The following is a 23,801-nucleotide window of genomic DNA, read 5'->3' on the forward strand; positions in this document are numbered from 1 at the left end:
GTGCGTTATGGCCGGCGTGTCCCAGACAAGAGCGCCATTCATGATCCGTAACGCCGTCCTCAGTTCCGTCGCCCTGTTGGCCTTGGCCGCCTGCAACGCTCCGGAAACCGCCAAAACGCCTGAAGCCGAATCCCCTGTTTCTGTTCCAGCGGCCCCGACGGCTGCTGCGGATGTTCTGACGCCTCAGGGTTATGGGCCGCTGCGAATCGGCATGACCCAGGCTGAGGTGGACGCCGCCGTCGGCCCGCCTCCCGCAAACGCCGCCGACGCCGAGCCTTCGGAATGCCGTCAGTATCAGCCGCCGCGCGGCCCCAAGGGCGTTCTGGTCATGCTGGAGCAGGGCGTCCTGACGCGCCTGACCGCCATCAAGGGATCGGATGTGAAGACCGAGACCGGGATTGGCGTCGGCTCTGACGGCGAGCAGGTGAAGGCTCTCTACGGCGCCGCCGCCGAAGCGACGCCTCACAAGTATCAGGACGCGCCGGCCGCCTATGTCACCATCTGGCCGGGCAGAAACGATCTGTTGAACACCCACGTCATGGACCCCGCTGCCCGCGGCCTGCGTTTCGAGATCGGTCAGGACGGCAAGGTCGCCTTCATTCACGCGGGCGGGCCCAGCATTCAGTATGTCGAGGGATGTTCCTGATCGCGGGCGGCGGTTGGAGATTCCGCACGGTCGGGCTAAACGCCTCGAACAACTCCCACCATTCACTACAGAGTGTCTTTCATGACCGACATCGTCGACATCGTCGCCCGCCAGATCCTCGACAGCCGGGGCAATCCGACGGTTGAAGTGGATGTGATGCTGGAAGACGGCAGCTTCGGCCGCGCGGCGGTGCCGTCGGGCGCTTCGACGGGCGCGCATGAAGCCGTTGAGCTGCGCGACGGCGACATGGACGTCTGGGGCGGCAAGGGCGTCGAGAAGGCGGTCGACGCCGTCAACGGCGAAATCTTCGACGCCCTGTCCGGCATGGACGCCGAGGACCAACGCCGCATCGACGATGCCCTGATCGAACTGGACGGCACCGAGAACAAGTCGCGCCTGGGCGCCAACGCCATGTTGGGCGTGTCGCTGGCCGTGGCCAAGGCCAGCGCCATTTCGGCCGGCCTGCCCCTGCACCGCTACATCGGCGGCGTCTCGGCCCGCATCCTGCCGACGCCGATGATGAACATCATCAACGGCGGCGCCCACGCCGACAACCCGATCGACATCCAGGAATTCATGATCATGCCGACCGGCGCCGAGAGCTTCTCGGAAGGCCTGCGCATGGGCGCCGAAATCTTCCACGCGCTGAAGAAGGCGCTGAAGGATGCCGGTCACAACACCAACGTCGGCGACGAGGGCGGTTTCGCCCCGAACCTGGCTTCGGCCGACGAAGCCCTGACCTTCATCACCAAGGCGGGTCAGGCGGCCGGCTATCTGGCGGGCGAGGACTTCCACCTGGCGCTGGACGTCGCCTCGACCGAGTTCTTCAAGAACGGCAAGTATGAACTGACCGGCGAGGGCAAGTCCTTCGACGCCGAGGGCATGGTCAACTACCTGGCCGACCTGGTCGAGCGCTTCCCGATCGTCTCGATCGAGGACGGCTGCGCCGAAGACGACTTCGACGGCTGGAAGCTGCTGACGGACCGTCTGGGCGACCGGGTGCAACTGGTCGGCGACGACCTGTTCGTGACCAACCCGCGCCGTCTGGCCGCCGGCATCGGCGAAGGTCTGGCTAACTCCATCCTGATCAAGGTGAACCAGATCGGCACCCTGTCCGAAACGCTGGACGCCGTCGATATGGCCCACCGTGCGGGCTACACCGCCGTCATGTCGCACCGTTCGGGCGAGACCGAGGACTCCACCATCGCCGACCTGGCCGTGGCCACCAACTGCGGTCAGATCAAGACCGGCTCGCTGGCCCGTTCGGACCGGACCGCGAAGTACAACCAGCTGCTGCGCATCGAAGAGATGCTGGGCGACCAGGCCGCCTATTTCGGCGACGGCATGCTGCTGAAGTAAGTCTCATCACGAAGATGTCCGGGCGCCGCCTCCGAACCTCGGGGGCGGCGTTCGCAATTACGGCCAAGCTACGGTTCGTTAGGCATTTTCGGTCACTGATAGGTCACCGTGTTTGTGCGCGCTCAGAAGGAGCGTCCGTTGTGCCCGAGCAGATGAAGCCATACCTGCCGACTGTGCTGTTGCTGCTGCTGATCGCCTATCTGGGCGTGCAGGCCCTGACGGGTGAGCGCGGCCTGCTAAGCGGTTCGGAGCGCGACGCCCTATTGGCCAAGCGCCAGGCTCAGCTGGCCCGCCTGAATGAGCAGCGTCAGGATCTGGAAGTGCGTGTCCGGTATCTGCGCACCGAGAGCCTTTCCAGGGACCTGCTGGAAGAGCGGGCGAGGGCGGTCATCGGCTTCGCTGACCCCCGCGACTATGTCGTGCGGCTGAACGGCCCCGCAGGACGCGCCTCTGAGGCGACGCGCGCCTCCTGAACTATTGTTACAGCGTAGCCGGCTGCTTTGGTTTCGGGAACGAAGGCTGCTAAAGCCCCTTTCCGTAACGATAAGAGTCCCTGATACAGGGGTGTAAGCCGGGAGATGCCGGATGGCGAAAGCCGCCGCTCAGAAAAACTCGCCCAGCGCGGGCGACAAGATTCCGAATACGCCTCAGGCTTCCAAGGAAGACCTGCTGCGTTTCTATCGCGAGATGGTCCTGATCCGACGCTTCGAAGAGCGCGCGGGCCAGTTGTACGGCATGGGCCTGATCGGGGGCTTCTGCCACCTGTACATCGGTCAGGAAGCCGTGGCCGTCGGCGTTCAGGAGAGCGTCAAGCAGGGCTACGACAAGATCATCACCGGCTATCGCGACCACGGCCACATGCTGGCCGCGGGCATGGATCCCAATGAGGTCATGGCCGAGCTGACCGGCCGTATCGGCGGCTCAGCGCGCGGCAAGGGCGGGTCGATGCACATGTTCGACGTGCCGACCGGATTCTACGGCGGCCACGGCATCGTCGGCGCCCAGGTGGCGCTGGGCACCGGCCTGGCTTTCGCGGGCAAGTATCGCGGCGACGACTCGGTCAGCTTCGTCTATTTCGGCGACGGCGCGGCCAACCAGGGCCAGGTCTACGAGAGCTTCAACATGGCCCAGCTGTGGAAGCTGCCGGCCATCTACATCATCGAGAACAACCAGTACGCCATGGGCACGAGCATCGAGCGCTCGTCCTCGACGACCGAGCTGTATCAGCGCGGCGCCAGCTTCGGCATCCCGGGCGAACAGGTCGACGGCATGGACGTGCTGGCCGTACGCGACGCCGCCGCCCGCGCCGTGGCCCGCGCCCGCGCCGGCGAAGGCCCCTATATCCTTGAAGTGAAGACCTACCGCTATCGCGGCCACTCGATGTCCGACCCCGCCAAGTACCGGACTAAGGAAGAGGTGGACGAGGTCAAGAAGACCCGCGACCCGATCGACCACATCAAGATGCTGCTCGCCGCCGCCAAGGCGACCGAGGAAGAGCTGAAGGCGATCGACAACGAGGTGAAGGCCATCGTCGCCGAAGCTGTGCAGTTCGCTCAAGAAAGCCCTGAGCCGGATCCGTCCGAGCTCTACACCGACGTCTACGTGGAGGCCTGATACGTGACGGACATTCTGATGCCGGCGCTGTCTCCCACGATGGAAGAGGGCACGCTGACCAAGTGGCACATCAAGACTGGCGACGTCGTGTCGGCCGGTCAGGTGATCGCCGAGATCGAGACCGACAAGGCGACGATGGAAGTCGAAGCCGTCGATGAGGGCGAGGTCCTCGAAATCCTGGTGCCGGAAGGCTCCGAGGGCGTGAAGGTCAATACGCCGATTGCGCGCCTGGCGGGCGAAGACGGCGCTGCTGCGCCCGCGCCCAAGGCCGAGGCTGCTGCGGCCGCCGCCCCCGAGGTCAAGGCTGAAGGCGCGCCTGCCGACGCCCCGGCGAAGCCCAAGGTCGAACTGCGTGACCCGGAAATTCCGGCGGACGCCAAGCTGGTGAAGACGACCATCCGCGACGCCCTGCGCGACGCCATGGCCGAAGAGATGCGCCGCGACGAGAACGTCTTCCTGATGGGCGAGGAAGTCGCCCAGTATCAGGGGGCTTATAAGGTCAGCCGCGACCTGTTGCAGGAATTCGGCGACCGCCGCGTGGTCGACACCCCGATCACCGAGCACGGCTTCGCCGGCCTGGGCGTCGGCGCCGCCTTCGCGGGCTTGAAGCCGATTGTCGAGTTTATGACCTGGAACTTCGCCATGCAGGCGATCGACCACATCATCAACTCGGCGGCCAAGACGCTGTACATGTCGGGCGGCCAGATGGGCTGTCCCATCGTGTTCCGCGGCCCCAACGGCGCGGCCTCGCGCGTGGCGGCCCAGCACAGCCAGGACTATTCCGCCTGGTACGCTCAGATCCCGGGCCTGAAGGTCGTGGCGCCCTATGACGCCGCCGACGCCAAGGGCCTGCTGAAGGCCGCGATCCGCGACCCGAACCCGATCGTCTTCCTCGAACACGAGATGATGTACGGCCACGAGTTCGACGTCCCGGACGTCGAGGATTACATCGTGCCGATCGGCAAAGCCAAGGTTCGCCGCGAAGGCACGGACGTCACCATCACGGCCCACAGCCGCATGGTCGGCTTCGCCCTGCAGGCCGCCGAACAACTGGCCGGCGAGGGCATTTCGGTCGAGGTCGTCGACATTCGCACCCTGCGTCCGCTGGATCACGAGACCATCGTCGAGAGCGTCAAGAAGACCAACCGCCTGGTCTCGGCCGAAGAGGGCTGGGGTCCGATGGGCGTCGGCGCCGAAGTGGTCGCCCGCGTGATCGAGCACGCCTTCGACTACCTGGACGCCCCGCCGCTGCGCGTGCACCAGGAAGACGTGCCGCTGCCCTACGCCGCCAACCTGGAGGCCCTGTCTCTGCCGGGCGTCGACAAGATCGTCGCCGCCGTGAAGAAGGTGATGGCGTGAGGGAGGCCGCAGAGTTCGAACTGGCCGTGCCGGACAGCGTCGCTGCTGACGCCGCTGCGGTCGAGCTGCTGCGCATGTGGTGGTCGAACAACGAGCCGGTGATGTCGGTGAAGCCCGCCTTCGCCGACCCCATCAAGTTCGGGGAACTGCTGGCTTACGCCGCGCGGCACATGGCGCATGGCTACGCCGTGCGTCACGGCCACAATGAGAAGGCCGCCTATGACCGCATCCTTCAAGGGCTCAGCGACGTGATCAAGGCCGATAACGTCCGCACCGTCGCCGAGCCGGTTTCACCGCAAGCGGGGAACGCCTGATGACCGATATCCTGATGCCCGCCCTGTCCCCGACGATGGAAGAGGGCGTGCTGGCCAAGTGGCACGTCAAGGTCGGCGACACCGTCTCGGCCGGCGACGTGATCGCCGAAATCGAGACCGACAAGGCGACGATGGAAGTCGAAGCTGTCGATGAAGGCGAAGTGCTGGAAATCCTGGTGCCGGAAGGCTCTGAGGGCGTGAAGGTCAACACGCCGATCGCCCGCCTGTCCGGCGACGACGTGGCGCCTGCGCCCAAGAAGGCTGACGCTACGGCAGAGGCCCCCAAGGCTGAAGCACCGAAGACGGAAGCTCCCAAGGCTGAGACCGCGTCCGCTCCGGCCGCGCCGAAGTGTGACGACGGCGGACGCATCTTCGCCTCGCCGCTGGCGCGCCGTCTGGCCGCCCAGGCCGGTCTGGACCTGAAGACCGTCAAGGGCACCGGTCCGCACGGCCGTATCGTCAAGCGCGACGTGGAAGCCGCGGGCAAGGGCGGCGCTCAACCGGCCGCCGCTGCCGCGCCCGCGACCTCGGCTGAACCGCGCAAGGCTCTGTCGTTGGCTCAGATGGGCATTGCGGACGGAACCTACGACCTGATCCCGCTGGACGGTATGAAGAAGGCCGTCGCCCGCCGCATGGTGGACAGCGTTCAGAACGTGCCGCACTTCCCGCTCTTCATCGACGTCGAGATCGACCAGCTGATGGCCGTTCGCGCCAAGGTCAACAAGATGCTGGAGCCGCAGGGGATCAAGGTCTCCGTCAACGACTTCGTCATCAAGGCGGCCGCTCTGGCGCTGAAGATGGTGCCGGAGGCCAACGCCTCCTACACCCCCGAAGGCATCGCCATGCACCACAACGCCGATGTCTCGATGGCGGTGGCGATCGACGGCGGCCTGATCACTCCGATCATCCGCAAGGCCGAGACCAAGGGCCTGGCCCAGATCGCGACCGAGTCCAAGGACCTGGCCAAGCGCGCGCGTGAGCGCAAGCTGAAGCCGGAAGAGTTCCAGGGCGGCACTTTCTCGGTGTCCAACCTGGGCATGTTCGGCATCAAGCAGTTCACCTCGATCATCAATGAGCCGCAGGGCTGCATTATGAGCGTGGGCGCCGGCGAACAACGCCCGGTCGTCAAGGACGGTCAACTGGCCGTGGCCACGGTCATGACCGTCACCCTGACCTGCGATCACCGCGTGGTCGACGGCGCGACGGGCGCTCGCTTCCTGCAGGTGTTCAAGCCGCTGATCGAAGATCCCGTGGCGATGCTGGCGTAAGGGAGCCGAGAGGTCATGGCGTCCGTCTATGACTTCTCCGCCCGGGCCATCGATGGCGCGGACGTGTCGCTGGACCGCTTTCGCGGTCAGGCGCTGCTGATCGTCAATACGGCGTCGAAATGCGGCTTCACCGGCCAATACGCCGGGCTGGAGAAGCTGCATCGCGATCTGATTGACGCGCCGTTCGAAGTCCTGGGCTTTCCCTGCAACCAGTTCGGCCAGCAGGAGCCGGGCAGGGCGGCGGAAATCGTGGCTTTCTGCGCCAGCAGTTTCGACGTGACCTTCCCGTTGTTCGACAAGGTCGAGGTCAATGGGCCGGAACGCCACCCTCTATACGCCTGGTTGACGGAGCAGAAGAGGGGCTTCCTCGGCTCGCGCGCCATCAAGTGGAACTTCACCAAGTTCCTGACCGACCGCGAAGGCCGCGTCGTCGCGCGCTATTCGCCCCAGACTGAACCTGAGGCCATCAAGGCCGACATCGAAAAGTTGATCTGATCATGGCTGCTGAATTTGATCTCGTCGTCATCGGCTCGGGCCCCGGCGGTTACGTCGCGGCCATCCGCGCCAGCCAACTGGGCCAGAAGGTCGCCATCGTCGAGCGCGAGAACCTCGGCGGCATCTGCCTGAACTGGGGCTGCATCCCGACCAAGGCCCTGCTGAAGTCGGGCGAGAAGTACGAGAGCCTGTCGCACCTGAAGGACTACGGCCTGTCCGCCTCGGGCGCGTCCTTCGACTTCGACGCCATCATCCAGCGTTCGCGCGGCGTGGCAAAACAGCTGAATCAGGGCGTGGGCTTCCTGATGAAGAAGAACAAGATCGAGGTCATCGAGGGCGAGGCCAAGCTTCAGAAAGGCACCGCTGCGCCCAAGGTCGTCGTGGCTCTGAAGGCCGGCGGCTCGCGCACGATCGAAGCCAAGACCGTTATGCTGGCCGTCGGCGCCCGCGCCCGCGCCCTGCCGCAGATCGGGCTTGAGGCCGACGGCGACAAGATCTGGGCCTATCGCGACGCGCTGGCGCCGAAGAAATTGCCCAAGACCTTCGTGGTCATCGGCTCGGGGGCCATCGGCATTGAGTTCGCCAGCTTCTATCGCGCCCTGGGCGCAGAGGTGACGGTCGTTGAAGCCGTCGACCGCATCATGCCGGTCGAAGACGAGGAGGTCTCCAAGGCCGCTCAGAAGGGCTTCGAAAAGCGCGGCATCGAGTTCAAGCTCGGCGCCAAGGTGACGAAGGTCTCCAAGGATTCCAAGGGTGTGAAGGTCGATCTTGAAGTCAACGGCAAGGTCGAAAGCCTGGAGGCCGAGGTCTGCATCTCGGCCGTCGGCATCACCGCCAACACCGACGGCATCGGCCTTGAGGCGCTGGGCGTCGAACTGGACCGCGGCCATATCAAGACCGACAGCCACTGCCAGACCAATGTGAAGGGCCTATACGCCATCGGCGATTGCGCCGGCGCGCCCTGGCTGGCGCACAAGGCCAGCCACGAAGGCATTCACGCCGCCGAGCACATCGCCGGCTACAAGACGCCGAACGTCAACTCGCCTATCGCCGGCTGCACCTACGCCCAGCCGCAGGTCGCCTCGGTCGGGGTGACGGAGCAGGGAGCCCGCGCCGAGAAGCGCGAGGTCAAGATCGGCCGCTTCCCCTTCAAGGTGAACGGCAAAGCCATCGCGGCGGGCGAGACGGAAGGCTTCGTCAAGGTCATCTTCGACGCCAAGACCGGCGCCCTGATCGGCGCCCACATGATCGGCGCTGACGTCACCGAGATGATCCAGGGCTACGTGACCGCCATTACGATGGAAGCGACCGAGGAAGACATCCACGGCATCGTCTATCCGCACCCGACCATGTCCGAGGCCATGCACGAGGCCGCGCTCGACGCCTATGGACGCGTCATCCACATCTAAGGCCGGTTGTTAGAAAATCTGAACTGTGGCTAAGAGGAGCGCTCCTCCCCATGGTTCGGATTTTCCATGATTGTCGCGCCTGACGTCCTCGGCCTGATCGGCAACACGCCTCTGGTGCGCCTCAAGCGCGCCTCGGAGGCGACGGGCTGTGAAATTCTGGGCAAGGCCGAGTTTCTGAACGTCGGGGGCTCGATCAAGGATCGCGCCGCGCTCAGCATCATCCGGGCCGCGCGGGCGTCTGGCGCTCTCAGGCCCCGCGGGACAATTGTCGAAGGCACGGCCGGCAACACGGGCGTGGGCCTGGGGCTGGTTGGCGTGGCCCTGGGCCACCCCGTCGTCATCGTCATGCCGCGCACCCAGACCGAAGAGAAGAAACGCGCCGTCCGCCTTCATGGCGCGCGCCTGATCGAGGTCGATCCGGCGCCCTTCGCCAGCCCCAACCACTTCGTCCATTTTTCACGGCGTCTTGCAGAAGAACTGAACGAAAGCGAACCGAACGGCGCCTTCTACGCCGACCAGTTCGACAATCAGGCCAACCGCCTGGCCCACTATGAGGCCACCGGCCCGGAGATTTGGAAACAGACCGACGGCCGCGTCGACGCCTTCATCTGCGCCGTCGGTTCGGGCGGAACCCTTGCGGGCACGGCCGCCTATCTGCGCGAACGCAAGGCTGATGTGCGCATCGGTCTGGCCGACGTGCCGGGCGCCTCGCTCTACAGCTGGTTCACCGAGGGCGTGCTGAAAGGCGAGGGGACTTCCATCGCCGAGGGCATCGGCGTCAACCGCATCACGGGCAATCTGCAGGGCCTGTCAGTCGACCATGCCTATCGGATCGAAGACGCCGAATTCCTGCCAATCCTGTTCGACCTGGTGAGAGAAGAAGGCCTGTCGCTTGGCCCGTCCAGCGGCGTCAACATCGCCGGCGCCATCCGACTGGCCCGCGATCTTGGCCCCGGCCGCACCATCGTGACGGTGCTGTGCGACTCTGGCCAGCGCTACGGCAGCAAGATCTATGACCCGGCCTTCCTGGCCGCTCGAAACCTGCCCACGCCCCAGTGGATGAGCTGAGATGACGCGCCGCAAGACCCCATCCGCGCAGGAAAGCCGCATCCCGCCGCTGAATGCGCTCAAGGCGTTCGAGGCGGCGGCCAGACGCCTGAACATCACTCGCGCGGCCGAGGAACTGTCCGTCACGCCCGGCGCCGTCAGCCAGCAGATCCGCATCCTCGAGGAACACGCCGGAGCGCCTCTGTTTCACCGCGATGGCCGTCAGATCGCCCTGACTGAGCTGGGCGCCGAGCTCTATCCTTTGCTGCGCGACGGCTTCGACTATCTGAAACGGGCAGGGGACCTGCTCTATCGTCCAGAGCGTCGCCACGCCCTGTCGATCAGCGTGCCGCCGTCGTTCGCCGCCAAATGGCTGGCGCCGCGCATTGCGCGCTTCTCGGCAGCCCATCCCGAGGTCGAGGTCTGGATGTCGGCCGACATGCGGCTGGCTGACGTCAGCGGAGGCCGGGTCGATGTCGCGGTGCGCTATGGCCGGGGCGATTATGCTGGCGTGCGATCCGAATATCTTCTGAACGCCGACGTAACGCCGGTTTGCGCGCCCAGCCTGATGGCGGGCTCAAGGCCGCTGCGAAAAGCGGCTGATCTGGCGCAGCATGTGTTGATCCACCTGAGGCCCAGCGAACTGGAAGAGCCGCGCCCGGATTGGAGCGCCTGGCTGAAAGCACGCGGGCTGGGCGACATCGATGTTCAGGCTGGACCGCGTTTCGATCAGACAGCCCTGGCGATCGAAGCAGCGGCTCACGGTCAGGGCGTCGCTCTGGCGCCATACGCCTTCGTCGCCGACGACCTGGCGGCTGGCCGACTGGTAGCGCCGTTCGCCGATGGAGCCTTGACGACCGATTTCGCGTACCACGTCCTAATCAAACGCAGCGGGGCTACGGCGGCCGCACGGACGTTCGTGACCTGGCTGAAAGACGAAGTGCGCGCAGCGGCTGAGGCCGGAGTGGACGATCTGTAGGGAGTTAGATCCGATTGTCGCCTAAGGTATATTATGCGAAATGAAAGGGACCTGAATGCTCCCCTTCAGTCCGATCCTCGCCGGATCGTCTCTCGCGGACGAAGGGATGGATGAGGCCGAAAAAATGCAGCCACTCCGTTCGCAAGGCCATCCAGACAAAGCTTACAACCCGGTCTGTCGTGACGCTCAATAGCTCCAGCGGACGCCCAGGCGCAGGGTGCGCGGCGGGCTGTAGCCCTCGACACCCGTTCCCGTCTCGGACACCTCGACCCCTTCGTCGAACAGGTTGTCGGCGGCGACCCAGATCATGGCGGGCGTCAGCCTCCATTCGGCGCGCGCGTCCACCACGACGGCGGCGTCCAGAACGCGGCTGTTCAGATCGTCTTCGAACCGTTTGCTCTCATAGCGAGCCTGGGCGGCCAGGGTCAGGCGGTCGCTGGCGCGCCAGTCCAGGCCGGCTGTGGCGCTCCAGATCGGCGCCTGGGCCGGACGCAGGCCCGTCAGCTGCGGCGCCGCCGAGCCGCCGTCCATGCGGGCGTCGGTGACGGAAACGGCGCCGTTCAGGCTCAGACCGCCGGGCAGGCTGCGGCGCGCCGTCAGCTCGATCCCTGTCGCCTCGATGGTCCCGGCGTTCTGACGCTGGCGCAGCACGCCGCCGGCCGGAACAAAGCCCGCGCGCGGGAAGGTCCCCGGGCCCTCGCCGATGGTCACGTTGACGATGGCGTCCTCGATCCGGTTCCAGAACAGGGTCGCGCCGAAAGCCGCGATCGGCCCCTCATAGGCCAGCCCCGCCTCCACGCCCTGAAGGGTCTCGGGGACCAGGGCGGCGTTGGCCTCGGTTAGGTCGTTGCCGACCCGGAATGGGCGGTGCAACTCGTTCAGGGTGGCGGGCCGAAATCCGGAATAGGCCGCCGCCCGCCCCGCCCAGCCGCCGCCGAGGAAACGCCGCGCCGCCAGACGCGCGCTGACCACCTCGCCTGAGCGGTCGGGATCGGTCTCGTCCAGGGTCGCCGCGCCGTTGGCCCGATCACGCTCCAGACGGCGGCCGTTCGTGTTCTTCCAGCCGTCCAGACGCAGGCCCCCGGCCATCAGCCACAGGTCGTCGCGCCACGACGCCTCGCCATACAGACCCGCCACCGAGGTCTCGCCGCCCGCCACGCGGTCGCGGGTGAAGGCGTCGTCCATGAAGCGGAAGCGTTCGCGGGTCTCGCCCTCGTTGAAGCGGGCGTCGGCGCCCAACTCCCATTCCAGCCGTCCGCCCGCCACGTTGCGCGAGGCGCGGCGCAGCGCGGCGTTGACGCCCCAGCCGGTCGCGGGCGTCTCATACTGATCATTGGCGGGCGTGGTCGCGTTGCGGTCCGCCGCCACCGCGACGGAGGTGTTGGCGAAGTCGCTCGCGCGTCGCCAGGCCTGCAATCGCCAGCCATAGTCGCCGTCCTGCGGCCGCTGTGCCGCTGTCGCCGACAACAGGTGGCCGCTGGCGCTGGACCGCGCGCCCATGAGGCCCGAGCCGCGCTCTTCGTCATAGGCCGAGGCGCGCAGCGATAGACTGGCCCGGCCCAGCGGCGCGTCCAGCCGCAGCGCCGCCGCCTTCGTCTCAAGATCCAGCGGGGTGTCCGCCGCGCCCGCCGCCGCGCCGCGTACGGGCGTATAGCCGTCGCTGGTCTCATAAAGGGCCGAGCCCGTCAGGCGCAGAGGGCCGGCGTCGAGCCCGCCCGCCCCGGCCAGGCGCGCCCCGCCCCTTTCGGCGATCGAGGCGTCCACCACGCCGCCGCGTTCCCGTTCGCGCAGCTGGATCACCCCGGTCAGCGCGCCCGCGCCATAGGGACCGGCCCCGGTGCCGCGCACGATATCGAGGCTTTCCAGAGCCTCGGTCGGCAGTTGCGACCACAGGACCCAGCCGCCGAACGGATCATTCAGCGGCACGCCGTCCAGAGTCACCAGGGTGCGCCCCGCCCCTGACGGCGCGATGGCGCGAAGGGAGATCCCCTGGGTCGTCGGATTGGCGGACAGGCTGGTGGTGCGTCGGAACAGGGAGACCGCCGGCACGGTGGCCAGAGCCTCGTCCAGCCGCGCCGAGCGATCCAGCGTCCGCCCATCCAGCCGCACGACCGAAAATGCCGCCTCCCCCGCCGCCGGCGGCAGACGCGCCGCTGTGACCACGACTTCGTCCACGGAAACCGGCTGAGACTCGAGCACTCTACTTCTCCTGAGACGCTACCTGGGCGGCAAGGCCTTAGCGAGATACGCGATGACGGCGTCGATGTCGTCCGCCGATGCCGGCGTGCCCTTGGCTTCCATCCGAGCCACGATGGATGCCCACTCGGCCTCTGTATGTCCCGCCGCCGTCACAAGGATGAGGGCGCCGCCCGATGACCTCGTTCACATAACCACGCGCGACCCTGTCCTGACCCGTCTTTGAAAAGCACCGGGATGCCTTGCCCCGCTAGCACACAGCGGCGCCCGGACGGGCCCGCCCGTTCTGTCTGAGCGGGATCCTGTCGCCAAGGCCGGATGCTTCAGCCCGCGTTGATGATCACCTTCAGCGCCTTGGTCTCGGCCGCGCGGCCGAAAGCGTCATAAGCCTCCAGGATTTGGTCGAGCGCGAACCGGTGCGTGATCAGGCGGGTCGGGTCGATCTTTCCGGATTGCACCGTCTTCATGAGCATCGGCGTCGTCGAGGTGTCGACCAGCCTGGTCGTGATGGCGATATTGCGCGACCATAGGGTTTCCAGGTGCAGCTGGGCCGGCTTGCCGTGGACGCCGATGTTCGCGATGACGCCGCCGGGAGCCACCAGGGACTCGCACAGTTCAAAGGTGGCCGGGATGCCCACCGCTTCAATCGCGGTATCGACGCCGCGCCCTCCGGTGAGCTTCAAAACCTGGTCGGCGGCATCGACGGCGCTGCTGTTGATTGTCTGCGTAGCGCCGAAGCGACGCGCAACGTCCAGACGGTTGTCATCGAGATCGATCATGATGATCTCGGCGGGAGAGTAGAGTTGGGCGGTCAGCAGAGCGGCCAGCCCGATCGGCCCCGCCCCGACGATGGCGACGCTCGCGCCCGGCGCGACCTTGCCGTTTAGAACCCCGCATTCGAAGCCCGTCGGCAGAATGTCGCTGAGCATCGCCATCGCCTCCTCGTCCGCACCACCAGGCAGAGGATAGAGACTGGTCTCCGCGTGAGGGATTCGAACGTATTCGGCTTGGGTCCCGTCAATGGCGTTTCCCAGGATCCAACCGCCCGTCGAGCAATGGGAATACATGCCCCGGCGGCAGTATTCGCATTTTCCGCAGGACGAGATGCAGGAGATCAGAACCCGGTCCCCCGGCTTGAAAGTCGTGATGGCTGCGCCGACCGTTTCGATGATCCCCACGCCTTCATGGCCCAGAATCCGCCCCGGCGCGCAGGTGGGAACATCCCCCTTGAGAATATGCAGATCGGTGCCGCAAATCGTGGTTTTGACCATCTTGACGACGGCGTCGTCAGGAGCCTGGATTACGGGGATTGGACGGTCCTCGAGCGCCTTCTGGCCGGGCCCTTTGTAGACAAGCGCCTTCATAGCGGCCTCCTCCGGCATGATATCGAAAAGCCGCATCACCAGGCGGCTTGGCCCCATCATCACGCCTTGGCGCCAGTCCTCACTTGATCGACGTCAAGTTTTGCGATCCGCGGGCCGAATTCGAACGCAGGCGGCAGTCCGCCCATCCAGACTGGCCAACAGAGAAATCATCTGCTTGCCGGAATCAGCACCCCTGCCCCGACAAAGGCGCCGCGGCGCAGGTCGTCAAGCGCCTGATTAGCGCGGGACAGCGGATAGGTCGTGACCGTGGGGCGCACGCCGGCCCGCGCGGCGCGGGCAAGATAGTCTCTGCCGTCCTGGCGGGTCAGGTTGGCGACCGAGACGAGCCGTCGTTCCTCCCACAGCAAGGCATAGGGAAACGAAGGTATATCGCTCATGCAGATGCCTCCGCAGACAACGACGCCGCCCTTGCGCACCGCCTTGAGCGCGAGGGGAACCAAGTCTCCGACCGGCGCAAAGATAACGGCTGCATCGAGGGCGACGGGCGCCGCTTCATCAGAGCCGCCCGCCCAGCTGCAGCCAAGCGTGAGCGCAAGCTCCTGGGCGGCAGCGTCGGCGGGCAGCGTGAAGGCGTAGACGGACTGTCCCTCGAAAATCGCCAGTTGCGCCAGAAGATGGGCCGCCGCGCCGAAGCCGTAGAGTCCCAGATGACGCACCGGCCTGTGCTCGCAGGCCTTGCGCCAGGCTCGAAACCCGATCAGGCCGGCGCACAACAGGGGCGCCGCCTCGACATCGCCCAGGGCTGATGGGATGGGAAGGCAGTAATCCGCGCGAGCGATCATCTGGTCGGCGTAGCCGCCGTCGCGGGTCCAGCCGTTGAAGGCGGGATGATCGCACAGGTTCTCCTCTCGATCCCGGCAGTATCGGCACAAACCGCAAGTCTGGGCGACCCAGGGAGCGCCGACCCGGTCCCCGATCCTGAGCCCCTGCGCCTGCCGGCCGACAGCCTCCACAATCCCGACGACTTCGTGACCGGGAACAAGCGGGCGTCTCAGGGAAGGAAGGTCGCCGTCCACGACATGAAGATCTGTCCGACACACGCCGCAGGCCCGGACCTGCAATCGGACCTCGCCCGGCCCCGGTTCGGGGTCCGGTCGGGCGACCTCGACGAGCCGCATGCCGGGCGCAGACAGAGACATGGCGATCATCGCCTCATGAGACTCTGTTTCCCCATCCTCGCCTTGACCATCGTCAAGGCGGCGGCTCGCGGCAGACCTCAGACTCGACAACCGCGAGGTCGCTCGTTTTCTCGCTCGGCCCATGGGAGGCGAAACCTTGAACGCAGGCCGCCATCGGTTTCGGGTGCGCGCCCTGATCCTGGACGTCGACGGCGTCTTGCTGGATTCTCCTCATGAGCAGGCCTGGCGCGAAGCTCTGACGGGGCTTGCCGATCCTTCGCGGTTCACCTCTCGGATCTACCGGGAACAGGTCGCCGGGAAGCCTCGATTGCAAGGCGCTGTTTCCGCTCTAGAAGCCCTAGGCGTCGCGAACGCCGAAGGCGAGGCTGACGCCTATGCCGTCCGCAAACAGGCCCGACTGGAGGCCCTGATCCGAAGCGGCGGCGTTCGGCCCTTTCTGGATGGGCTGCGTTTCGTCGAGCGCGCCGCTGCGGCCGGCCTGCCGATGGCGGTCGCCTCCGCATCCCGCAACGCAGACGCCATGCTGAGACGCTGCAAGCGCTCGGACGGCGGGTCCTTGCTAGAATGCTTCAGCGTCAATCTGAACGGCTGTGACGACGGTCCCGGAAAACCGGATTCCTGGATCGTCCTGCGCGCCGCCGCTGAACTCGGGACCCCGCCGCGGGCCTGCCTGGTCGTAGAAGACGCGCCGACGGGCGTGACGGCGGCCCGCGCTGCGAGCGCCCTGGCCCTGGGCGTGGCGCGATCGGGCGACGCCGGCCCCCTCCGCGCAGCCGGCGCCTGTCGCGTCGTGTCCAGTCTAGACGCGGTTGATATCGAAGGCCTGACGAGCGGCCTGTGGATGGACGCTTGCGCATGAGCCGCGTCTGGGTCCCCGAAGCCGTTTTCGCCCCAACCGCCGATCCGACGTGGCGGCTGTCGCAGGTGGGCTACGACCCCCTGCGTGAAAGCAGCCAAGCCTCGCGTTTCGCCGTCAGCAACGGCTTTCTCGGAATCAGGGGCGAGCGATCCTTCACGCGGGGCCGCCGGGGGGCCTTCCCGAACGCCGCCTATGTGGCGGGCCTTTTCGACCGCACTGGCGAAGCTGGCGGCGTCCCTGTGCTGTTGCCCATCGCGGACTGGCTGCAGGTGCATCTCCAGATCGACGGCGTCGGCTTCGTCGAGGACCCGGCTGACGCGCCATCCCACAGGATGGAGCTGGACATGCGCCGCGGGATGGTCCTCAGCGATTGCATCCATGTCGTCGGTGGCCTGCGCGCCCGCACCCGCACGCTTCGTCTCGTGTCGTTCAGCGATCGTGCCATAGGACTTCAGCTGATCCGGATGGACATGCTGGACGGCGCGCAGGAGGTCGTCCTGGAAGCGTCGCTCGACGGGGCGCATCACGGCCTGGTTCACCGCGTCATTGAGCCGGGCCTGACGCTGTGGCGAACGCGACGGTCGGGCATCGAAATCGCCATCACAACGGCCCCGACTCTGACGATCGATGGATGGACGTCAGCGCCGAGAACGGTTGGCCCCTTGCGCTCCGTCTGGGCATGGAAGACCCAGCCCGGTCAGGTGGTGGAGTTCCAGCGCATAGTCAGTGTCGCCCGCGCTGGCGATGACGCCGCCGCCGCCGCGCATTCAGCGCTTAGCCGGGCCGTCCAGCGCGGTCCGGCAGGCCTGGTCGCGGATCATGAGACGGCCTGGTCAGAGCGCTGGGCCTGCAGCGCCATTGAGATCGACGGCGACCCCGAAGCCCAGCGCGCCCTGCGCTTCGCCGCATACCATCTCAACAGCGCCGCCAATCCAAGCGACGCCCATGTCTCCATTGGCGCTCGGGGGCTCACAGGGAGCGACTATGGGGGGCATGTCTTCTGGGATACGGAGATCTTTCTGCTGCCCTTTTACTGCGCCGTCTGGCCCGAAGCGGCGCGTGCTCTGCTAATGTATCGCTTCCACACTCTGCAGGCCGCCCGGCGGAAGGCGGCGCGCCTGGGCTGGCGCGGCGCCCTGTACGCATGGGAGGCGGCCGACACCGGAGATGAGGCCGCCCCGCCCTTCTCCATCGCGCCGGATCGCCAGGTTCTCGGCATCCTGACCGGAACGCGGGAGCAGCACATCAGCGCGGATGTGGCCTACGGCGTATGGCGGTATTGGATCGCCACCGGGGATGAGGGATTTTTACGCGAAGCGGGCGCTGAAATTTTGCTGGAGACCGCGCGGTTCTGGGTCAGCCGCGCCGTTCCAGAGCCGGACGGTCGCCGCCACATCCGCAATGTGATCGGACCAGACGAATATCACGAGGGGATCGACGACAACGCCTTCACCAATCTTATGGCGCGTTGGAACATCTATCGCGGGATCGAAGCGGCCTCCCTTCTTCAGAGTCGGTGGCCCCGGCGTTGGACAGAACTATCCGACCAACTGGAATTGGAGGCGGGCGAAATCGACCAGTGGCGCATCGCGGCCGAGACGATAGAGACCGGCTTCGACCCGGGCGCCGGCCTCTACGAGCAGTTCGCGGGTTTCTTCGACCTGGAGCCGATCGATCTTTCCCGATATGCGGGACGCAGCGTGCCGATGGACATTGTACTGGGACGAGAGCGGACGCGACGAAGCCAGGTGATCAAGCAGGCGGACGTACTCGCCCTGCTGGCTCTTTTGCCCGACGTCTTCGTCGAAGACGCGGGCAAAAGAAACTTCTCCTACTACGAGCCCCGCTGCGGCCACGGCAGCTCCTTGAGCACCGCCCTACACGGGTTGGTCGCCGCCCGCCTGGGCGAGACCGACAAGGCCCTGGACTATTTTCATCGGACGGCGGCCATCGACCTGGCCGACGCAGCAGCAGCCATCGGCGGCGGCGTTCACATCGGCGCTCTGGGGGGCCTCTGGATGACCGCTATCCACGGTTTTGCGGGCGTCGCCTATGGGGAGGAGGCGATCAGCTTCGCCCCTCGCCTTCCGCCTGGATGGACCCGAATGGCCTTCAGGCTCCAATGGCGGGGCCGCCAGGTCCGGTGCGAAATTGAGCAGACAAATCGTCTGACGCTCGTCCTTGAGCGCGGAGCGTCGATGGCCGCCCGTGTCGAGGAGAGGGATCTGGCGCTGGATCCCGGCTGTCCGCTCGAGGTCCTTCTCGACGGCCTCGCTGGAGTGAAGAACGCCAGTTGAGGGCCTGCCCATGAGCAATCGCGCGCCCTTGGGGCGCTCTTTATATTCAAGCCAGTCACTCCGAACCATGCCCCTACCGGCGCGAGACGGCCTGGCGCTTTGGGAGACCCGACATGTCCGACCCATGGGATCTGGCGACAGCAGCGCATCGATGGTTCAATCTTGCGCCAGACAAGCTCACTGAACGTCAACGCCGTGTGCTGAAACGCACCAAGGCGCGCCGAACGATCGCCCTCGATACGAACGCCGATTTCACACAGGCGCTGACTTTTGGGCAGAGACTGGCTGATCGCGTGGCGTCAATCGGCGGCTCATGGGGCTTTATTATTGGTTTTGGTCTGGTCCTGGCGGCTTGGGTCGGCCTTAACAGCTTGCTGGCGGCCAGGGCGTTTGATCCCTACCCCTTTATCTTTCTCAATCTTCTGCTCTCGATGTTGGCCGCAATCCAGGCCCCGATCATTATGATGAGTCAGAACCGCCAGGCCCTGAAGGACCGCCTGGACGCGGCGCACGACTATGAAGTCAACCTCAAGGCCGAGATCGAGATCATCGCGCTTCACGACAAATTGGACCAGATGCGCAGCCAGGACATGGAGCAACTGATCCGCCGCCAAGAGGATCAGATAGCGCTTCTAACCCGTCTGCTGGACGCTGCCTCGCGCCCGCCCGCCGGGTAGAGGACTTCTAAGCGGGATCGGTTCAGTCCGGCTATGACCGGCTTGCGACTGGTCGCGGCACGCAGGGGGCGCGGGGATTTACGCTTCGCCTGTCGTCGCAGACGGAATTTGACCGTCGTCAAGGCCGAGGCGCCGCCCAGCCGCCCATATGTTGTGTCCGGAGCGGCAAACATGACGATCAAGACCTTACTGGTCAGCGCGAGCAATGATGTTGGACGAGACGCTCGCTTTGATCTTGCTTGCGATCTGGCCAAGGCCTTTCACGCTCGTCTGATCGGCGTGGGCGCCTGTGCGTTGGAGGCGGTTCCAAACGATCCCTTCTGGGCGGGCGCCATGACGGGAGAACTGCTCGGCCTCTATCGCGACATGGCTGCCCAGCAGGTCAGCAAAGGCCGGTCGAGTTTCGAAATGGTCGCCGCAGCTCGGGCGGTCGACACCGGCTGGATCGGCATGATCGAACATCCCGCTACGGTGCTGAACGCTGCCGCTCGCGCCGCAGACCTCATCCTCGTCGCCGGTCCCAACGACACGACTCCGTTTCGCGGCCCCGACCCGGTTGAAGTGATCACCGGCGCGGGACGGCCTGTTCTGGTCGTTCCGGCCGCGCCGCTCGCCTCCCCGCTCGGTCGGCCCGCCGTCATTGCGTGGAAGGACAGTCGCGAAAGCCGCCTTGCCGCCGCTGCGGCCCTGCCCCTGCTGAAAAAGGCCAGGGACGCCCACGTGCTCGCCGTCTGTCCCGAGGATCAAGCGGACATCGCCAACATCCAGCTCGCCGATGTCGCAGCCTGGCTGGGCCGGCACGGCGTGAAGGCTTCGTCTGAGGTGCTCGTACGCAATGAGACCAAGACGGCCCGTCGTCTGCTGGATCGCGCCGCTGCATTAAACGCAGGTCTGATTGTAGCGGGGGCCTACGGGCACCTGCGGCTGACGGAATGGGTTCTGGGCGGTGTTACGCGATCGCTCTTGGCCGACAGCGAGCTCTGTCTGCTCATGGCGCGGTAGACGGTCGCCGACGACCACTAGCCCGGCCTTCCGGGCGGGGGCTGGCCGCGCCCCGATCTGGCTTGCCTTCACTAGGCTTTCGGAGTCTGGTGCAAAGGCGATCGGGAGAACAGCGATGCCCCACAGTGAAACCCACAGGGTCGAACGCATCGGCTGGCTAAGAGCGGCGGTGCTCGGTGCCAACGACGGCCTCGTCTCGACTGCAAGCTTGATCGTGGGGGTCGCCGCAGCGGCCTCCGGCCACGGCGCGGTCCTGGTCGCCGGCGTCGCAGGCCTCGCCGCCGGCGCGATGTCGATGGCCGCCGGCGAATATGTTTCCGTCAGCTCCCAGTCCGACACCGAAAAGGCGGATCTTCAACGCGAGACGTCAGAGCTGGCCGGAGACCCCGAGGCAGAGGTTCGGGAATTGGCCGGAATCTACGCCGCGCGCGGGGTCGCTCCCGATCTGGCCACGGAGGTCGCGAAACAGATGATGGCGCATGACGCGCTCGGCGCCCATGCCCGGGATGAACTCGGCATATCCGAAATCACAACCGCGCGTCCCATTCAGGCGGCGATCACCTCGGCCGTAACCTTTTCCGCCGGAGCCGCCCTCCCCCTTATCGTAGCCGCCTTCGCGCCCATGAACGGTCTGGGGCTGTGGGTCGCTGGATCGGCCTTGCTCGGACTGGCCTTACTGGGCGCTCTGGGAGCCAAAGCAGGAGGCGCTCCCGTCAGCCGATCCGTCGCGCGCGTGGTCTTCTGGGGAGCGCTCGCCATGGCCATCACCGCCGGGGTCGGCCGCCTCTTCGGCGTCGCTGCCTGACCGGACAGCTGCGCTGGTTTCATCGAGCGATCTGACGACCAGCTTTGCAAACGCTCCCGTCAGGCCTGCCGCCGCGACGATCATACCCCAGTCCATCCAATGCAGCGGTTTCAGCGCCAGCAATCCCGCCACCACCGGCGTTTGAACAAAAAGGATCAGACTGACGATCGTGCCGCCCACGACGATCCGCGAGGTCAAACTGGCCAGCCGGCTCAACACCGCGGCGACGGCGGCGCTCATAGCGATCAAAGCGCCGAGCGCGACCGCCCTAGCATGGTCGACATCGCCACCGCCCCCGAGGGCGTGGTCAAATCCGAAAAAGATCACGCCGGCGAGCGCCGCGCCGGAGAGGGCGATGATCAGCCAGGAGCGCGGTCCAAAGAAGCGCGCTTTTCCGCTACGCAGCGTCGGCAGCAATTGACCGGCCTGCGGGGCCTCCTGGAATGCAAGCATCGCAGTTGGATGGATGATCAGTTCCAGCCAGACGATATGGACCGGCAGATAGAGCAGCGGATATCCCGCCAGAGGGATCGCGGCGGCGCTCAGGACCAACGGAATGTGCACCATGAGAAGGTAGATGAAGGACAGCTGCAGATTCCGAAAGAGCTGGCGCCCCTCGCGGATAGCCTCAACGATTGTTCGAAAGTTGTCGTCGAGAAGCACGACGGCGGCGACCTCCCGCGCGCTTTCGGTTCCCCGCTCGCCCATCGCAATTCCGATGTCCGCAATCTGGAGCGCCGGAACGTCGTTGACGCCGTCGCCGGTCACCGCAACGACGTCGCCCAAGCGCTGCAACGTTTGCACGAGCCTGAGTTTTTGGGCGGGCGCGGCCCGAGCCATGACGTCTAAATCAAGCGCCGCTGCAGCGAAGGCGCCCTCATCCTTCCCATCCAACTCGTCGGCCTCAACGACGTTCAGCCGCGCGGCGCCCAACCCCGCCTCACGCGCGATGGCCCTCGCTGTTCCGGGATGATCGCCTGTGACCATGACGACGCGAATGCCAGCCTGCCGGCACGCCATCACGCCCTCGCGCACGCCCTCGCGGACCGGGTCTTCCAGGGCGAGCAGGCCGCTCGGAGAAAAGCCGTCAACCGGCTCGCTCGCCAAGTCCGGGCGACGGTCGAGCGTCTTGGTTGCGATCGCAATGACCTTATGGCCGCCTTCAGCATAGAGGCCGACCTGCTTGCGCAGGCGATCAACTTGCTCCTCACTGCCGGCGCAAAGGTCGAAGACGGTCTCGGGCGCCCCCTTGACCACGGCGATGCAGTCTCCATTCGCGCCCCGCACGATCGCCGTCTCTCTGCGCCGAGCCGCCGTGAAGGGGAAGGTCGCCAACCGTTGAAACCTCTCCCCGGCCGCCGCCGCGATCAGGGCCTCGTCAAGCGGATCGGCGCTGTCTGCGCGCGCTGCCGCAGCCGCGAGAACCCCTAAGGTTTCTGCCGTGAGGTCAGAGGCGGGATAGCTATGAGCCAGCCTCAGCCTCCCCTCCGTCAGCGTCCCTGTCTTGTCGGAACAGATGCAGGTGATCCGCCCCATGTTCTCGATCGCCACAGCACGACGAACAAGCGCCTTGCGCCGAGCGATGCGGTAGACGCCGACGCCGAGAAAGAAGGTGAAGACGACGGGAAACTCCTCCGGCATGGCGGCGATGGCGAGCGTCGCGGCGCTGAGGAAGGCGTCCAGCAATCCGTGGCCTTGCAGCAGCCGGATCACCGCCAAGGCCACGCATAGCGCAAGAGAAGCCGCCAGCAGCAAACCCACCAACCGGGCGATGGCGTGTTGCAGAGGCGTGCGGACGTGACCGCCTAGGCGGGCGGATCGAGCGATTTCGCCGTACAGCGTATCAGACCCTGTATTGACGACCCGCGCGCGAGCTTGACCGGTCAGGACCTGCGTGCCGGCGAACCCCCAATGCGCCGCCTCGGCCGAAGGAAGACCCTGCAGCGGACCCTCCACGGGCCGCTTCGCGACCGGCCACGCTTCGCCAGTCAGGGAAGACTCGTCGACCTGGATTTCTTCGCCCGCCAGAATAAGGACGTCTGCGGGGAAAGGCGCGCCCGCTGCGACTTCGATCAGATCCCCGGGAACGACTTCACGCGCAGGGATCGTAAGGGAGACGCCGCTTCTGACAACGCTCGCCTGAGCGGCAAGGCGGCGCGACAGCGAGCGAGTCGAGGCCTGCGTTCGACGATGAAGAAAAAGATCCATGCCGATCATCGGCGCCAGGACGACGGCTAGAACGGCTGCTTCCGTATAATCTCCCAGAACAGAAAAGAGCAGGCTCAACGTCAGGAGGAACCAGAGCATGGGATCGCGCGCGGTGTCCCTGAGCAAGGTCCGCCAGGTGGAAGGCGCCTTCGCTACGATATCGTTGAAGCCGAACCGGGCCCGACGCGCCGACGCCATCTCGTCGGTGAGACCCACATCGTCACCCCCTAAGTCGGCTAGGCGATCCTTAGGAATGCGGCGCATGGACATGAAGATCGGGTCCGTTCAAGGCAGGTGATAGACTTCCGCAGTCCCATGCCTCGTGTCCGCCCCGACGCCCGCTGCACTAAGGCCATGAACCTGGAACGCACGGGTTTTGCCCTGATAAGTCAGCATGCCGTCGCCCCACAAACCCGAGGCCCGCAGCGACGCTCCCACCGCGGAAGGTGTCGGTGGCGGAAGGCTCCTGTTGAGCTGCGGATGGACTGGCGAAGGCCAGCGCCGAAACGAACGCAAGTGCGACTGCAGCCGTTCATATGATTTCTCCTATTATGCAGGAGTCATGCAGCATTCCGCTCCAAGGTTTTTTGACCAAACTCAATTGCTGACCGGAATGAGCAGACTCCATCAGTGAGCCTCAGCGAAGCCAAGGTTGCTGCTGGGACCCTGGCCGAGGTGGAAGCCTTGAGAGGCGTCGCCGGTCGCTATTGGTCGACAGTCCCCTAGGTATGTTCATGGCTCGC

19 protein-coding genes and 1 pseudogene are annotated in these 23,801 nt (G+C 65.9%); 16 read left to right on the forward strand and 4 right to left on the reverse strand.

Going from position 1 to position 23,801, the window contains the following annotated elements; all coding sequences use genetic code 11:
- The first annotated feature begins 40 nt into the window (after positions 1–40).
- The 11 genes from PIB44_RS07850 (at position 41) to gcvA (ending at position 10,490) form a co-directional block, all read left to right on the forward strand.
- On the forward strand, positions 41–646 hold the full coding sequence (locus tag PIB44_RS07850) for a hypothetical protein (RefSeq protein ID WP_134580739.1): 606 nt from the start codon (positions 41–43) through the stop codon (positions 644–646).
- Between the two features lie 81 nt (positions 647–727).
- On the forward strand, positions 728–2,005 hold the full coding sequence (gene eno / locus PIB44_RS07855) for a phosphopyruvate hydratase (protein ID WP_134580740.1): 1,278 nt from the start codon (positions 728–730) through the stop codon (positions 2,003–2,005).
- A 152-nt stretch (positions 2,006–2,157) separates the two neighbouring features.
- On the forward strand, positions 2,158–2,478 hold the full coding sequence (locus PIB44_RS07860; RefSeq protein ID WP_035302209.1) for an FtsB family cell division protein: 321 nt from the start codon (positions 2,158–2,160) through the stop codon (positions 2,476–2,478).
- A gap of 112 nt (positions 2,479–2,590) precedes the next feature.
- Positions 2,591–3,619 carry a pyruvate dehydrogenase (acetyl-transferring) E1 component subunit alpha gene (pdhA, locus tag PIB44_RS07865; RefSeq protein WP_025977005.1) on the forward strand — a complete coding sequence of 343 codons (1,029 nt, stop codon included), beginning with the start codon at positions 2,591–2,593 and terminating at the stop codon, positions 3,617–3,619.
- Positions 3,620–3,622: 3 nt separating this feature from the next.
- The gene (locus PIB44_RS07870; RefSeq protein WP_278068932.1) at positions 3,623–4,978 is read left to right on the forward strand and encodes a pyruvate dehydrogenase complex E1 component subunit beta; all 1,356 of its coding nucleotides are present in this window, start codon (positions 3,623–3,625) and stop codon (positions 4,976–4,978) included.
- Positions 4,975–5,292 carry a DUF5076 domain-containing protein gene (locus PIB44_RS07875; protein ID WP_278068933.1) on the forward strand — a complete coding sequence of 106 codons (318 nt, stop codon included), beginning with the start codon at positions 4,975–4,977 and terminating at the stop codon, positions 5,290–5,292. Before PIB44_RS07870 ends, PIB44_RS07875 begins: the two co-directional genes overlap by 4 nt.
- Positions 5,292–6,560, forward strand: a complete 1,269-nt coding sequence (locus tag PIB44_RS07880) for a pyruvate dehydrogenase complex dihydrolipoamide acetyltransferase (protein WP_278068934.1) — start codon at positions 5,292–5,294, stop codon at positions 6,558–6,560. The genes PIB44_RS07875 and PIB44_RS07880 overlap by 1 nt, the downstream gene beginning before the upstream one ends.
- 15 nt (positions 6,561–6,575) lie before the next feature.
- Positions 6,576–7,055, forward strand: coding sequence for a glutathione peroxidase (locus PIB44_RS07885; RefSeq protein ID WP_278068935.1), 480 nt, complete (start codon positions 6,576–6,578; stop codon positions 7,053–7,055).
- Positions 7,056–7,057: 2 nt separating this feature from the next.
- Positions 7,058–8,464: a dihydrolipoyl dehydrogenase gene (lpdA, locus tag PIB44_RS07890; protein ID WP_278068936.1), complete on the forward strand. Its 1,407-nt coding sequence runs from the start codon at positions 7,058–7,060 to the stop codon at positions 8,462–8,464.
- A gap of 66 nt (positions 8,465–8,530) precedes the next feature.
- Entirely contained in the window at positions 8,531–9,532 is a 1,002-nt protein-coding gene (locus PIB44_RS07895) for a cysteine synthase A (protein WP_278068937.1), read from the forward strand.
- A 1-nt stretch (position 9,533) separates the two neighbouring features.
- The gene (gene gcvA, locus PIB44_RS07900) at positions 9,534–10,490 is read left to right on the forward strand and encodes a transcriptional regulator GcvA (RefSeq protein WP_278068938.1); all 957 of its coding nucleotides are present in this window, start codon (positions 9,534–9,536) and stop codon (positions 10,488–10,490) included.
- Between the two features lie 186 nt (positions 10,491–10,676).
- On the opposite strand, the gene PIB44_RS07905 is transcribed toward gcvA, so the two are convergent.
- The 3 genes from PIB44_RS07905 to PIB44_RS07915 form a co-directional block, all read right to left on the reverse strand.
- Complete coding sequence (locus PIB44_RS07905; protein ID WP_278068939.1) at positions 10,677–12,689, reverse strand: TonB-dependent receptor; 2,013 nt, start codon at positions 12,687–12,689, stop codon at positions 10,677–10,679.
- Positions 12,690–13,009: 320 nt separating this feature from the next.
- Positions 13,010–14,050 carry a zinc-dependent alcohol dehydrogenase family protein gene (locus PIB44_RS07910; RefSeq protein ID WP_278068940.1) on the reverse strand — a complete coding sequence of 347 codons (1,041 nt, stop codon included), beginning with the start codon at positions 14,048–14,050 and terminating at the stop codon, positions 13,010–13,012.
- Between the two features lie 167 nt (positions 14,051–14,217).
- Positions 14,218–15,219 (reverse strand): zinc-dependent alcohol dehydrogenase family protein, encoded by a 1,002-nt coding sequence (locus PIB44_RS07915; RefSeq protein WP_278068942.1) that lies wholly within the window; start codon positions 15,217–15,219, stop codon positions 14,218–14,220.
- Positions 15,220–15,346: 127 nt separating this feature from the next.
- On the opposite strand from PIB44_RS07915, the gene PIB44_RS07920 reads away from it, so the two are divergent.
- The 5 genes from PIB44_RS07920 to PIB44_RS07940 all read left to right on the forward strand — a co-directional run bounded on the left by PIB44_RS07920 (position 15,347) and on the right by PIB44_RS07940 (position 20,850).
- Positions 15,347–16,069, forward strand: a complete 723-nt coding sequence (locus tag PIB44_RS07920; protein WP_278068943.1) for an HAD family hydrolase — start codon at positions 15,347–15,349, stop codon at positions 16,067–16,069.
- Positions 16,066–18,366, forward strand: a complete 2,301-nt coding sequence (locus PIB44_RS07925) for a glycoside hydrolase family 65 protein (protein ID WP_278068944.1) — start codon at positions 16,066–16,068, stop codon at positions 18,364–18,366. Before PIB44_RS07920 ends, PIB44_RS07925 begins: the two co-directional genes overlap by 4 nt.
- A gap of 113 nt (positions 18,367–18,479) precedes the next feature.
- A complete protein-coding gene (locus tag PIB44_RS07930) occupies positions 18,480–19,043 on the forward strand; it encodes a DUF1003 domain-containing protein (protein WP_025977042.1) in 564 nt (187 codons plus the stop codon).
- Between the two features lie 33 nt (positions 19,044–19,076).
- Positions 19,077–20,045, forward strand: coding sequence for a universal stress protein (locus PIB44_RS07935; RefSeq protein WP_278068947.1), 969 nt, complete (start codon positions 19,077–19,079; stop codon positions 20,043–20,045).
- Positions 20,046–20,160: 115 nt separating this feature from the next.
- A complete protein-coding gene (locus PIB44_RS07940) occupies positions 20,161–20,850 on the forward strand; it encodes a VIT1/CCC1 transporter family protein (protein ID WP_278068948.1) in 690 nt (229 codons plus the stop codon).
- A gap of 105 nt (positions 20,851–20,955) precedes the next feature.
- Here PIB44_RS07940 and PIB44_RS07945 read toward each other — a convergent pair.
- A pseudogene (locus PIB44_RS07945) lies at positions 20,956–23,328 on the reverse strand (cation-translocating P-type ATPase); the annotation flags it as partial.
- Positions 23,329–23,801: the final 473 nt, after the last annotated feature.

This window comes from Brevundimonas sanguinis (genome assembly GCF_029636725.1).
GTDB classification, from domain to species: Bacteria; Pseudomonadota; Alphaproteobacteria; order Caulobacterales; family Caulobacteraceae; genus Brevundimonas; species Brevundimonas sanguinis.